Below are 13,198 nucleotides of genomic sequence, written 5' to 3'. Positions count from 1 at the left end.
CCTTACTTCGCAGCCAGCTCGGCGGCCTTCTCGGCCGCTCCGTCCATCGTGTCCACCTGCTGCACGAGCGGGTGGTTGGCGTCGGTGAGGATCTTGCGACCCAGCTCCGCGTTGTTGCCGTCGAGGCGCACGACCAGCGGCTTGTTGACCTCTTCGCCCTTGGACTTGAGCAGCTCCAGGGCCTGCACGATGCCGTTGGCCACGGCGTCACAGGCGGTGATGCCGCCGAAGACGTTGACGAAGACCGACTTGACGGCCGGGTCGCCGAGGATGATCTCCAGGCCGTTCGCCATGACCTCGGCGGAGGCGCCGCCACCGATGTCGAGGAAGTTGGCGGGCTTGACGCCACCGTGGTTCTCACCGGCGTACGCGACGACGTCGAGGGTCGACATGACCAGACCCGCGCCGTTGCCGATGATGCCGACCTCGCCGTCGAGCTTGACGTAGTTGAGGCCCTTGGCCTTGGCCGCGGCCTCCAGCGGGTTGGCCGCCGCCTTGTCCTCGAGCTCCTCGAACTCGGGGTGACGGAACTCGGCGTTCGCGTCCAGCGACACCTTGCCGTCGAGGGCGATCACGTCACCGGAGGCGACCTTGGCCAGCGGGTTGACCTCGACGAGGAGGGCGTCCTCCTTGATGAAGGTCTCCCACAGGGTCACCAGGACGTCGGCCACCTTGTCGGCGACCTCGGCCGGGAACTTCGCCGCGGCGACGATCTCCTGGGCCTTCTCCTTGGAGACACCCTCGTTGGCGTCGACCGGGATCTTGGCGAGCTTCTCGGGGGTCTTCTCCGCGACCTCCTCGATGTCCATGCCGCCCGCGACCGAGGCCATGGCCAGGAAGGTGCGGTTGGTGCGGTCGAGGAGGTAGGAGACGTAGTACTCCTCGAGGATCTCCGGAGCCGTCTCGGCGATCATCACCTTGTGGACCGTGTGGCCCTTGATGTCCATGCCGAGGATGTCCGTCGCGCGGGCGACGGCCTCATCCGGGGTGGCGGCCAGCTTCACGCCGCCGGCCTTGCCACGGCCACCGACCTTGACCTGGGCCTTGACGACCGACTTGCCGCCCAGGCGCTCAGTCGCCGCGCGCGCCGCCTCAGGCGTGTCGATGACTTCACCGGCCAGCACCGGTACACCGTGCTTGGCGAAGAGGTCCCTCGCCTGGTACTCGAACAGGTCCACGCGCGTCCGTCCCTTTTCCTGGAAATCGCGGTTCGTTGTCTGCGCGGGCGTGCCGCAGGGGCAGCGTGACGACGCGATCTTTTACGAGGGCGGCACACGTGCGCCGGGTACGCGGCATGTCCGCCACGCAGGTTATCCCCGCTGGACGTCGACCCCTAAATCACAGGTCACACTCACGCGGTGATTACGGTCACAGATCCCGCGACCGGCCACGGCCCGGGAAACACCGGTAGGCCCGCACACGGCGGCCGGGCAGCCCTCTCCCCAAAGAGGGCTGCCCGGTCGGCTGACACACCTGCCGTTCGGCCGAACCGCCGTAGGGCCGAATGGCGGGGATGGTGCGTCGTAGGTGTGTACGTCAGTGACGGCGACAGGCGCCTGGGTCAGTGACGGGGTTGTGGATCAGTCCGAGTGACATGACTGACGGGCACGACCGAGGTGGCTCGATTCCCCTTGAGCCGACTCGGTGGGCGCCGGTGTCAGACGCCGAGACCGCCGGTGGCCGGAAGGGTGGTGGGCAGCACCGGGAGCGCCGGGATGTTGGCGGCGTCGGTCAGGTCGACGGGCACCGCCGGGAGGGCCTGCAGGGACGGCACCGACGGAGCCGCCGGGACGGCCGGGACGGCGGGGGTGGAGGGGACGGCCGGGACGGCGGGCACGGACGGGGTGGAGGGGACGCCCGGAACGGCGGGCACGGACGGGGCGGAGGGCAGACCCGGGACGGCGGGCAGGTCCGCGGCCGGGGCAGCCGGGACGGCGGGCACGGCCGGCGTCGCCGGGACAGCGGGCAGGTCCGCGGCCGGAACGGCCGGGGCCGCGGGGACCGCCGGGGCCGCGGGCAGGCCCGGGACGGCCGGGGCCAGCCGCTGCACGCCGGCCGTCGCGTCGGCGACGGTGCCCCGGGCGTCCTGGACGGCGGTGCCGGCCAGGCCCTGGGCGTACGGGGTGGCGTCGGCGGTCACACCGGTCGCCAGGGTCTGCGCGTCACCGGCCACACCGGTCACAAAGAAGCGCACGTCACCCACGACCTGCTGGGCGAACGGGGTGGTGCGGACGACCACGTGGCCGGCCAGCTCACCGGCGTTGCCGACGGCCTTCTCGGCGACCGGCAGCACCTGGACGACGGTGCGGTGCGCGACCGGCGGCAGCACGTCGGCGGCGACACCGTCGACGGTCGGCCGGGTCTGGGCGATGGCCCGCTGGACCGCGCCGGTCAGCTCTTCGGGACGGACACCCGCGCCGGACAGGGCGGCCAGCAGGTCGTCGGCGGAGCCGGGGGTGGGCAGCTCAGGGGTGGCGGGCACCTTGGGGGTGGCCGGGAGGGTCGGCACGCCCGGGGTGGCGGGGACGGCCGGAGCGGAGGGCAGGCCCGGGACGGCCGGAACGGTGCCGGGGACCTCGCCGGTGGGCAGGTCCAGGTCGGCGCCCTTGGCGGCCTTCTTGGCGGTCTTGGTCGCCGTCTTCTGCGCCTGCTTCGCGGTCTTGGCGGCGTCCGTCTTCGTGGCCTGGCCGGCCTGCCCCGTCACGCCGTCGAGCACGTCGGTGCCACCGACGCCGCCGATGCCGTCCGTCACGCCGGTCACGTCCGGGGTACCGGGCAGCCCGCCGCGGAAGGTGTCGGTCACCTTCGAACCGGCGCCGTCCACCGCGCCCTTGACGGTGCCGGTCGCGCCGGTCACCTGGGAGGCGTCGGCCGGCAGGGTGTCCTGGGCGGTGTTGGTCGCGCTGGTCACCGTGGTGGTGACGGTGTCGGTGGAGGGCACCTCCGGCAGCTCGTCGGCGCTGGCGGCGGCGGTGCCGAGCGCCCAGATCCCGGTGGCAGCGGCGGCGACGAGGATGGAACGGCGGATGTTGTTACGCATGATGAGGGAACGTCCTTACGAAGTCCGGAGATTGGCATTGGGCAGACCTGTCCCGCCCCCGCGCGGCAGGTCTCAGCAGACGGGGGAAGGTCTGCCCTAGCCAGGGAATTCGAGGACTTCGTTGAACCGCTCACGCGTCGGCGCGGAGCTGTCGGCGGCGACCGCGCCGGGCACCAGCCCGAAGCGCGCGGAGCCGGCCGGCGGCAGCGCAGCGTGGTGCTCCCCGCCACGGGGCACGCCGTTGTCGCCGGTGTACTGCGGTGCCATCCCGGAGGGAGCCTGCGGGAAGGGAGCCTGGAACGGGGCGTGGTGGCCCGAGAGGCCGTTGTCCGCGGCCGCTTGGGCGACCGGTGCCACCCGCTCGTCATCGGCTCCGGCACACCCGGTCGCGGGCTGCGGCCATGCCGCGGTCCACGCCAGGAAGTCGTTGCCCGCTATGCCCGTCCGGCGGTGCGCCACCGCGGTGTCGTCCGCGGACGCACCGGCCCCGGCCGACTGCCGGCCGGCGAGCTCATGTGCGTCGAGAATCCCGTCCTCGCCCGTCACCAGACCGGTTCCAGGCAGCCGCACGGGCAGCGCGCCGGTGGTGTCGCGCACCATGTCACCGACCGGGTCGGTGACATACCGGACCCCGTCCTCGACCGGCCGCAGCGCCTGGCGCGTGACCGTCTCGGTGACGCGGGACCGGGTCTCGGAGGTCTTGTCGGAGGTCTTCTCGGACGTCTCGTCCGCCGCTTCGGCGGACCGCTCGAAGGACGCCGCGGCGCCCTCCTTGGCCCGCTGACGCAGGGTGTCGGCGCCGTCGGCGTCGAACGTCCGCTCCGAGCTGCTGGTCCGCCCGCCGTCCGGCAGGCTCAGCCCGTCCCGCGCGGCGGCCTGAGCGCTGCCGCCGAAGACGAAGCCGAGGAACAGGAAGCCCCCGAGGAACAGCACCGCCAGCAGCGCCCGCCGCAGCACGACGGTGCGCACTGGGCGCACGGTCGCGGCAACGACGGAAACAGCGGACACGAGGGGCCTTCCGGTGGGGAATGGGACCGACGAGCGGGCGTCGGCGCGAATGCGGATCGAATGCGTCTGGAATGGAGGGGCCGGACGGACGGACAGCGACACGCCCCGGCCGGTGCGGTGATCCTCGCACGACCCACGGGGGGCCGCGCAAGCCCCCGGTTACCGTTGCGGGGCCTTGTCCGGTATGGGCAGTTGCCGCTTCTCGATCGCCGCCGCCATCACATCCGGAAACAAGTCGGGCGTACAGGCGAAAGCAGGCGCACCGAGGGCGGCGAGGGCCGCCGCGTGCTCCCGGTCGTAGGACGGCGCGCCGTCGTCGGAGAGCGCGAGCAGCGCCACGAACTGCACGCCGGCCGCCTTCATCGCCGCGACCCGGCCGAGCATCTCCTGCCGGATGCCGCCCTCGTAGAGGTCGCTGATGAGCACGACGACGGTGTCGGCGGGGCGGGTGATCTTGGACTGGCAGTAGGCCAGTGCCCGGTTGATGTCCGTGCCGCCGCCGAGCTGGGTGCCGAACAGCACGTCCACCGGGTCGTCCAGCTGGTCCGTCAGATCGACGACCGCGGTGTCGAAGACGACGATGCGGGTGGCGATGGAGCGCATCGAGGCCAGCACGGCGCCGAAGACGGAGGCGTAGACGACGGAGGAGGCCATCGATCCCGACTGGTCGACGCAGAGGATGACGTCCTTGCGGACCCCGCGCGCCGCCCGCCCGTAACCCACCAGCCGCTCCGGCACCACCGTCCGCTGATCGGGCAGGTAGTTCTTGAGATTGGCCCGGATGGTGCGGTCCCAGTCGATGTCCCGGTGGCGCGGACGGCTTATCCGGGCGGAGCGGTCGAGCGCGCCGGTGAGGGTCGCGCGGGTGCGGGTGGCGAGCTTCTCCTCCAGTTGGTCGACCACCTTGCGGACCACCGCCCGCGCGGTCTCCTTGGTGGTCTCCGGCATCGCCGCTTTGAGCGACAGCAGCGTGCCGACCAGATGGACGTCCGCCTCGACCGCCTCCAGCATCTCGGGCTCCAGCAGCAGGGCCGACAGGCCGAGCCGGTCGATCGCGTCCCGCTGCATGACCTGGACGACCGAGGTCGGGAAGTAGGCGCGGATGTCGCCCAGCCAGCGGGCCACCCGGGGCGCGGACCCGCCGAGCCCCGCGGACCGCGGGCCGCCCCCCGCGCCGCCAGACCCCGGGGCGCCGGCTCCCGGCCCCCCGTACAGCGCGTCGAGGGTGCGGTCCATCGCCGCGTCCCGGCCGGTCGGCACGTATCCCGTGCCGTCAGCCGACCCACCGCTGCCGCCGGTCTCCCCGCCGAGCACCAACCGCCACCGCCGCAGCCGCTCCTGAGCGGCCACCCCGCCGTCGTCCACCGCGACGCTCATGCCCTCTCCCCTCACGCCGTATCCGCCCGTCCCATCCGCCCGCGTCCCAACCATCCGTCACCCCACACACGCGGCGTGTCCCGTCAGCCGCGCCACACACCCCGTCAGCCGCGCCACCCACCCCGGTCAGCCGCGCCCATCCGCCCCGTGCGTCCGCGCCCATCCGCCCCGTGCGTCCGTGGCCCGGGGCCCCTTACGCGGCAGGTATCCGCCGTCTCATGACGCGCGCGGCCCTCGTCACGCCGCGCCCGCGACAGCCTCGTCCGCGACGGCCTGGCCCGCGTCCCCGCGCGCGCCCGCACCACCAGACCCACCTGGCTCGGTAGACCCTGCCTCCACCTGCCCACCGGGCTCCCCGGGGTTCTCTGTCGCCCCGGGCTTCTCGGGCTCCCCGACGGCGCCGATGCCCAGCAGGAGGCGGAGCGTCGGCAGCACCGCCGCCGAGCGCTCCGGATCGAGGCCGGGGCCGAACCCGGGCGCGGGCGGTGCCGCGAGCGGACCGCCGCCGGCCGTCGGAGCGGCGGCCGCGGACGGGCCTCGGCGGACCAACTCGCCCAGCGTGCGGCGTATCCCGGGCTCGTACGCGGAGAAGGTGCGGCGGAGCAGCGGCAGCACATCGGTGAACGCCTCCGCCGACACGGCCGTCAGCCAGCCGTCGACCAGCGCCAGCAACCGCTCGTCGTGGACCAGCAGCATCCCTCCGCCCGCCCCACCACCGATGAACCCCTCGATCCAGGCGGCCGCTTCGGGCGGCGCGGTGCCCGGCGAGAGTGCCAGCCGCATCAGCCGGGCCGCCTCGTCCTCGGTGAGGCGGCCGTCGTCCAGCAGCATCCGCGCGGCGCGGCCGCGGATCAGCCCGGAGACGCCGTCGCGCCCCGCGAGGGCCCGCAGTACCCCGCTCCACCGGCCCCGCAGCCCGGCCCCCGCGACCGATGCCGCCTGCGGCGCGGCGCCGGGTGGCGAGGCAGCGGAAGCCTCGGTCCCGCGCGTCTCGGAGAGCAGGCCGATCGCCTGGTGCACCGCTTCCATGTGGCCGCGCATCTCCGCCGCGCCGTCCGTGTCCAGCCCCACGCAGGCCGGCGGCAGGCCGACGATGACGCGCTCGGCCAGCCCGACGGCCACCTCGCTGAGCGAGGCGGTGTCGGTACTCCGCACATCCCCGTACCGCACCGAGCGGACCAGGGCGGGCAGCGCCTGTGCCAGGTGGCCGACGTCCGCGTCGAGTGCGGCCCGCTCGGCGAGCACCCGCATCGCCACCGGGAGCGCGTCGCCGAGCCCGGCCAGCAGACACCGCTCGGCCAGCTCGGTCACCTCGCCGAGCGCCGCCGCGCCCAGCGCCAGCGATTCGGCCTTGGCGGTGGCGGCGGAGCCCACCGTCGTGCCCCACACCCCCGCCTCGGCGACCCGCACCGACAGCTCCGGCTCCCACCGCAGCCGCCAGGTCTCCCGGAAGGTGCCGGCGCTGCCGCGGGCCGAACGCGCCGGGGTGCCCCAGTCGATGCCCAGCAGCCGCAGCCGGTGCAGCAGGCGGCTGCGCGCCGCGTCCGTCTCCTTGCGCAGGTCCAGATCGAGCTCCCGCTCCATCGCCGCGGGTTTCAGGCGCAGCGAGCGCTGGATACGGGTGAGGTCCCGCTGGAGGGGGACGGCGGGGGCCGAGTCGGGCACCTCGCCCAGCACGTCCCCGACGACGAGCCGGGCCTGGACGAGCGCCAGCGGCACATCGGATCCCTCGCACATCACCGCCCGCACCGCGTCGATGGTCTCGGTGAGCCCGGCGAGCGGCCGGCCGCGCATCGCGGCCAGCGTCTCCGCGAGCCGCACGGCCTCGATGACATGCGCGGAGGAGATGGGGTAGTCCTCGGCGCGGAGCAGCCCCGCGACCTTGGTCAGCCACCGCTCGACCGGCCGGTCAGGGGCGTGGAAGAGGTGGCCGTACCAGCCGGGCGAGGCGACCCCGGCCCCGTAACCGCTGCGCCGGGAGAGCCGGCGGTGGGTCCACGGCACCCAGCTCAGCTCGGCTTTGACCTTCGGCAGCCCCTTGAGGAGCTGCCGGTCGGCGGTGACCTTGGCCCGCTCGGACAGCGCCGGGACGTGCCAGGCGCCGCAGACCACGGCGACGCCGTCGCCGAACTCGCGTCGCGCCTCGCGCAGCCGCAGCCGCATATGGGCCTCGCGCACCGCGTCGTGCGGGTGGCCGCCGTGCCCGAACTCGGCGCGCAGGGCCGCCATCGCCTCGCCGAGCACCGTGAACGGCTCCAGTGCGGCGGCTCGCGCGGCCGGCCCGGCGACCTCGCCGGTCTCCGCGGCCGCGGTCGCCCGGCCCGGGCCACGGTGCTCGACGACGTCCTCCCACCAGCGCTCGGGGTCGTCCTGCCCGGCGGCCCGGGCGAGTACGGCGAGCGGATCGACCCGCAGCTCCTCCGGCCCCGGCGCCGCGTCCGCGCCCTGCGTTCCCCCGTTTCCGTCGCCCTCAGCCGAGTCGTCGCGCCCGGCGAGGGCCAGCGAATGCGCCGCCGGGAGGTCGATGAAACGCACCGGAACCTGCTGCTCCAGAGCCCATCGGATGGCCACCCACTCGGGCGAGAACCCGGCCAGCGGCCAGAAGGCGGCACGGCCCGGATCATCCGCCGCGTGCGCCAGCAGAGCGACCGGCGGACGCATCCCCTCCTCGGCGGCTAGGCCGACCAGCGCGTCCCCTTCCGGCGGCCCCTCGATGAGCACGGCGCTCGGCCGGCAGGCTTCCAGCGCCGCCCGCACGGCCCGCGCGGACCCGGGGCCGTGGTGCCGCACGCCCAGCAGCACCGGCCCTTCGGCGAGATCGGGCGCCTCGCGTGCCGCGGCCGTCATGCGCTCACCTCCCGGCACGCGCGGTAGAAGTCCTTCCAGCCGTCCCGCTCCCGGACCACCGTTTCCAGGTACTCCTGCCAGATGACGCGGTCGGCCGCCGGATCGCGGACCACCGCGCCGAGGAGGCCGGCGGCCACGTCACCCGCTCGCAGCACCCCGTCGCCGAAGTGCGCGGCCAGCGCCAGCCCGCCGGTGACCACCGAGATGGCCTCCGCCGTCGAGAGCGTGCCGGACGGCGACTTGACCTTGGTGCGTCCGTCGCTGGTGACGCCCTCCCTCAGCTCGCGGAAGACCGTGACGACCCGGCGGATCTCGTCCAGCCCCTCCGGTGTCGCGGGCAGGTCCAGGGAGCGGCCGATCTGGTCGACCCGCCGGGCGACGATGCCGACCTCGGCCTCCGGGGTGTCGGGCAGCGGGAGCACCACGGTGTTGAACCGGCGGCGCAGCGCGCTGGACAGCTCGTTGACCCCGCGATCACGGTCGTTCGCCGTGGCGATCAGGTTGAAGCCGCGCACCGCCTGGACCTCCTCGCCCAACTCCGGGATGGGGAGGGTCTTCTCGGAGAGCACGGTGATCAGCGTGTCCTGCACATCGGCGGGGATGCGGGTCAGCTCCTCGACCCGGGCGGTCATGCCCTCCGCCATGGCCCGCATGACGGGGCTGGGGACCAGTGCCTCCCGGCTGGGCCCGTGGGCGAGCAGCCGGGCGTAGTTCCAGCCGTACCGGATCGCCTCTTCCGGGGTACCCGCGGTGCCCTGGACCAGGAGGGTCGAGTCCCCGCTCACGGCGGCCGCGAGGTGCTCGGAGACCCAGGTCTTGGCCGTGCCCGGCACGCCGAGCAGCAGCAGCGCGCGGTCGGTGGCCAGGGTCGTCACGGCGACCTCGACGATCCGGCGCGGGCCCACGTACTTGGGTGTGATGACGGTGCCGTCCGGCAGGGTGCCGCCCAGCAGATAGGTGGCGACGGCCCAGGGGGACAGCCGCCAGCGGGCGGGCCGGGGCCGGTCGTCGGCGGCCGCCAGGGCCTTCAGCTCGTCGGCGAAGGCGTGCTCCGCGTGCGGGCGCAGGGCCTGCGGACCACCCGCGCCTTCTTCTGTCATGGCATCAGGTGTCGCGGTATCAGGCGTGGTGTCGGTTCCGGGCACAGTCATGGTCACAGCTCCCCCAACTCGCACTCAGTCCGTCTCCGGATACATGACCCACCTTGCACCCGACCACTGACAATCGACCGCCGGCACGGCGAACCCGCAGGTCAGAGGCGATTGTCAGTGGTGCCCCGTAGCGTCGTGGACATGAATCCGCAGGGGGAACGCTGGACGGCGGAACAGGTGCTCGCGCTGGCTCCTGACGCCGCATCACGCAAGGCGGGCGGCAAGCTCGCCACGGCCGATCCGTGGTCGGGGACGGGGACGCGCGAGCGGAGTGTGTGGGGGCTCTGCAAGGGCAGCGGCGGCAAGCCGTATCAGACCGTCGTCGACCTGGCAGGGGGGAACGGCCCGGGATACCGGTGCACGTGTCCGAGCCGCAAGTTTCCGTGCAAGCACGCGCTCGGCCTGCTGCTGCTGTGGGCGGGCGAGACGGGAGAGGGGAGTGTGCGGGAGGCGGAGCAGCCGCCTCAGTGGGCCGAGGAGTGGCTGAGCGGTCGGCGGCAGCGCACCGGGCGCCAGGCCGCGGACGCTGCCTCCACCGACACCGCAACCGGCGAAACGGTCTCGGGGGGCACCGCCACCGGCGACACCGTCTCCGGCGGCGCTGTCTCCGGGGACGCCGTCTCGGGGAGCACTGGGCCGGAGCACGCGGTCGGAAGCGGCGCGGGGGCCGCCGATCCGGCGGCGGTGCGGCGCCGGGCGGAGCAGCGTGCGCAGCGGATCGCGGCGGGCGCCTCGGAGTTGGAGCAGCGTCTGGCGGATCTGCTGCGCGAGGGGCTGGCCACGACCGACGACTCGCATGCCGGCTACGCCGCCTGGGACGAGACGGCTGCACGGATGGTCGACGCGCAGGCACCCGGGCTGGGGACCCGGGTCCGCGAGTTGGCGGCGGTGCGCTCCTCCGGCCCCGGCTGGCCGGCCCGGCTGCTGGAGGAGTGCGCGCTCACCCACCTGCTCAACCAGGGCTTTCTCCACCAGGACGAGCTGCCGCCGGAGTTGGCCGCCACCACCAGAGCCCGGGTGGGCATCACGACGAACGCGGCCGAGCTGCTCGCCTCGGGCCCGGTCGTCCGGGACGGCTGGCTGGTGCTGGGCCGGCAGGACAGCAGCGACGGAAGGATCACCACACGCCGGGTGTGGCTGCGCGGGGAGGAGAGCGGCCGGATGGCGCTGCTGCTCTCCTTCGGCGCGGCCGGGCGTGCTCCCGAGCCGGCCCTGCCCACCGGGCTCGTGGTCGATGCCGACCTCGTCTACTACCCGTCCGCGCGCCCGCTGCGCGCCGTGCTCGGCGCCCGCCACGGACCACCGGTGGCGCCAGCGGAGGAATCCGCTCCGCCCGGCATCCCCCTGGCGGCCGCGCTCGCCGCTTACGGCGAGGGGCTGCGCGACGATCCCTGGCTGGACGCCTGGCCCACCGTGCTCACCGACGTGACCCCGATACCCGGCCCCGCCGGTTGGCAGCTGGCGGACGCGCGGACGGCCACCGCTCTCCCGGTGGACCCGCGCTGCCTGGACCGCGTCAATCTCTGGCAGCTCACCGCGGTCTCCGGCGGCGCCCCGGTCACGGTCTTCGGCGAATGCGGCCACCGTGGCTTCGCACCCATCACCACCTGGGACCCCGCTCCCGTGTCGCTCTGATCCCACCCACCGACTCGGCTCCGCCCGCACCCGGCACCTGACTCGACACCGCACGAAGGGACGCCGTGACCCGTACCGCGACCGACGCCGTCGCCGACACCGCCGCGACCACCTCCCTCGTCGAGGGCATCGCATGCGCGACCACCACACCCGCGGCCACCACGACGAAGGCGACAGCCAGAGAAACACGTGCCACCGAAGCAACTGACGCGAAGGTGACTCGCGCGGAGACGACTGGCGCCGAAGCAAGTGGCGCGGAAGCGGGCCCCACCGCCCAGCAGGCCGCCGCAGCCGCTGCCGTCGCCACCTGCGCCGTCCCGGGCGAGGCCGCCACCAGGGCCGCGCCCTGGGAGGAGCTGCTGGCCGCCGCGCTGCTGGGGACCGAGCGGCGCACCCCACCGGTCGCCGTGCGCCCCGGGCAGCAGGTGCCGACCGCGCTGCTGGACGCCGCCGCGCTGAGCACCGTGACGCGGCGGGCCGGGCTGCGGCCCGCCGCCGCCTGGCCGCTCCCGGCGCCCGCACCGGCCGACACCCGTCCAGCGCTGCCCGCCGCGGCCCGCCGCCGGCTGTCGTTGCTGCTGGCCGACCGCGCCGGCCCAGGGCAGTCCACTCCGCGCACCGCACCCGATCTCACCGAACTCCTCCCCCAATGGCTGGCGATGGCCAACGGCCGCGGCTATCGCGCGCCTGACGCGCTGCTGCCCGCGCTGCTCGACGCGGCCCGCTCCCGTACCGATCTGCGCCCGGAAGCGCTGGCGCTCGCCGGACCGCGCGGCCGGTGGCTGGCCCAGCTGAACGACGAGTGGAAGTTCGTACGGCGCGGCGGGCCTGGCCGGGGTCCGGGAGCGGCTCCGCGCGAGACGGCCGACCCCGAGGAGGTGACGAAGCTCTGGCAGGAGGGGCTGTTCGCGGAGCGCGTCTCGCTGCTGGCGGTGGAGCGCCACCGCGACCCGGCGGCCGGGCTGGCGCTGCTCGCGAGCACCTGGGCGACGGAGCGGGCGGAGGACCGGCTGATGTTCCTGGACTCGCTCCGCGACGAGCTCGCTCCGGGCGACGAGCCGTTCCTGGAGCAGGCGCTGTCCGACCGCAGCCGCAATGTGCGGGCCACCGCGGCGGAGCTGCTGGCCGCACTGCCCGGCTCACGGCTGGCGCTGCGGATGGCCGGACGGGCCCGGGCGCTGGTACGTCTGGCGGAGTCGCCCGACGGCGCGGTTTCGCCAGACGGCAGGTCGCCCGACGGCGCGACTTCGCCTGACGGCACGGCTTTGTGTATCGAGGTCGAGGCCCCGGCGGAGTGCGACAGCGGGATGGAGCGGGACGGCGTGGTCCTGAAGCCCCCGTCGGGCCGGGGCGAACGCTCCTGGTGGCTGGGCCAGTTGGTGGAGGCGACGCCGCTGGAATGCTGGACGGAGTGGTTCGGCGGCCGGGGCGCGGCCGAGATCGTCGCGTTGCCGGTCGCCGAGGGTTGGCAGCCGGACCTGCACGCCGCCTGGTGCCGGGCCGCCGTCCGGCAGCGGGACCCCGCGTGGTCGCGCGCGCTGCTGGGCTCCCCGACCGCCTCGCCCACCGCGCCGCACGCGGCGGGCGAGCCCGCGCAGGCGGCGGCCGCGGTCGCCGCGTCCTGGCGGGATCCGGCGAAGTTGCTGTCCGCGCTGCCGCCGGAGGAACGGGCCGTATGGGTGGCGGAGTTCATCGCCGCGCACGGGCTGTCCGACGCCTTCCGGCTGCTGGGGGTATGCGCCGTGCCCTGGAGCGAGCCCCTGGGCCGAGCCGTGGTCGACGCCCTGGACATCGCGCGGGACGCCGGCAGTTATCCGTGGAGCTTCAGCGGGGTGATGGGGCTCGCGGAGCGGTGTCTGGACCCGGCCCAGGCGGACTGTCTGGAGGTTCTCACCGCGATACCGGACGAACCGGAAGACGGCGCTCCGGGCGCGGTGGGGTACTGGTCCGAGGCGTTCCAGCGGCTGGTGGGGACCCTGCGGCTGCGCGCCACGATGCGGGCCGAGCTCGACGGGCCCCCGCAGCCCCGGGCCGCGCCGGACCCAGCGGCCTGACCCTCGGCCGCCTCGGACCTGCGGCTCGAGCTGCCGGACGCCCGGACCCGGGACTTGACTCCCCCGCCGCGCCCGGCGCCTCGGCC

Annotated in this window: 8 protein-coding genes; 2 read left to right on the top strand and 6 right to left on the bottom strand. The window is 74.6% G+C overall.

Going from position 1 to position 13,198, the window contains the following annotated elements; genetic code table 11:
• Nucleotides 1-2: 2 nt before the first annotated feature.
• The 6 genes from sucC to AC4BDD_RS17320 all read right to left on the bottom strand — a co-directional run bounded on the left by sucC (nucleotide 3) and on the right by AC4BDD_RS17320 (nucleotide 9,372).
• Nucleotides 3-1,178, bottom strand: a complete 1,176-nt coding sequence (sucC, locus tag AC4BDD_RS17345; protein WP_490686352.1) for an ADP-forming succinate--CoA ligase subunit beta — start codon at nucleotides 1,176-1,178, stop codon at nucleotides 3-5.
• A 479-nt stretch (nucleotides 1,179-1,657) separates the two neighbouring features.
• Nucleotides 1,658-3,040, bottom strand: a complete 1,383-nt coding sequence (locus AC4BDD_RS17340) for a hypothetical protein (protein ID WP_490686351.1) — start codon at nucleotides 3,038-3,040, stop codon at nucleotides 1,658-1,660.
• 96 nt (nucleotides 3,041-3,136) lie between these two features.
• Complete coding sequence (locus tag AC4BDD_RS17335) at nucleotides 3,137-4,009, bottom strand: hypothetical protein (RefSeq protein ID WP_490686350.1); 873 nt, start codon at nucleotides 4,007-4,009, stop codon at nucleotides 3,137-3,139.
• A 198-nt stretch (nucleotides 4,010-4,207) separates the two neighbouring features.
• Nucleotides 4,208-5,425 (bottom strand): VWA domain-containing protein, encoded by a 1,218-nt coding sequence (locus AC4BDD_RS17330; RefSeq protein WP_490686349.1) that lies wholly within the window; start codon nucleotides 5,423-5,425, stop codon nucleotides 4,208-4,210.
• Nucleotides 5,426-5,662: 237 nt separating this feature from the next.
• Nucleotides 5,663-8,272, bottom strand: coding sequence for a DUF5682 family protein (locus tag AC4BDD_RS17325; protein WP_490686348.1), 2,610 nt, complete (start codon nucleotides 8,270-8,272; stop codon nucleotides 5,663-5,665).
• On the bottom strand, nucleotides 8,269-9,372 hold the full coding sequence (locus AC4BDD_RS17320; protein WP_490686347.1) for an ATP-binding protein: 1,104 nt from the start codon (nucleotides 9,370-9,372) through the stop codon (nucleotides 8,269-8,271). The genes AC4BDD_RS17325 and AC4BDD_RS17320 overlap by 4 nt, the downstream gene beginning before the upstream one ends.
• Before the next feature lie 192 nt (nucleotides 9,373-9,564).
• On the opposite strand from AC4BDD_RS17320, the gene AC4BDD_RS17315 reads away from it, so the two are divergent.
• Together AC4BDD_RS17315 and AC4BDD_RS17310 are read left to right on the top strand one after the other, a co-directional pair.
• The gene (locus AC4BDD_RS17315; protein WP_490686346.1) at nucleotides 9,565-11,058 is read left to right on the top strand and encodes an SWIM zinc finger family protein; all 1,494 of its coding nucleotides are present in this window, start codon (nucleotides 9,565-9,567) and stop codon (nucleotides 11,056-11,058) included.
• 215 nt (nucleotides 11,059-11,273) lie between these two features.
• Nucleotides 11,274-13,112 carry a DUF5691 domain-containing protein gene (locus AC4BDD_RS17310; RefSeq protein WP_490691812.1) on the top strand — a complete coding sequence of 613 codons (1,839 nt, stop codon included), beginning with the start codon at nucleotides 11,274-11,276 and terminating at the stop codon, nucleotides 13,110-13,112.
• Nucleotides 13,113-13,198 lie beyond the last annotated feature (86 nt).

Source organism: Streptomyces sp. JLBT605, from assembly GCF_058215555.1.
This window is presented reverse-complemented; position numbering and strand designations above follow the sequence as displayed.

What these genes read in the sequence shown, in the direction of transcription:
- AC4BDD_RS17340 (WP_490686351.1), bottom strand. Translation starts at nt 3,040, where the DNA reads ATGCGTAACAACATCCGCCGTTCCATCCTCGTCGCCGCCGCTGCCACC.
- AC4BDD_RS17330 (WP_490686349.1), bottom strand. Translation starts at nt 5,425, where the DNA reads ATGAGCGTCGCGGTGGACGACGGCGGGGTGGCCGCTCAGGAGCGGCTG.
- AC4BDD_RS17325 (WP_490686348.1), bottom strand. Translation starts at nt 8,272, where the DNA reads ATGACGGCCGCGGCACGCGAGGCGCCCGATCTCGCCGAAGGGCCGGTG.
- AC4BDD_RS17320 (WP_490686347.1), bottom strand. Translation starts at nt 9,372, where the DNA reads ATGACAGAAGAAGGCGCGGGTGGTCCGCAGGCCCTGCGCCCGCACGCG.
- AC4BDD_RS17315 (WP_490686346.1), top strand. Translation starts at nt 9,565, where the DNA reads ATGAATCCGCAGGGGGAACGCTGGACGGCGGAACAGGTGCTCGCGCTG.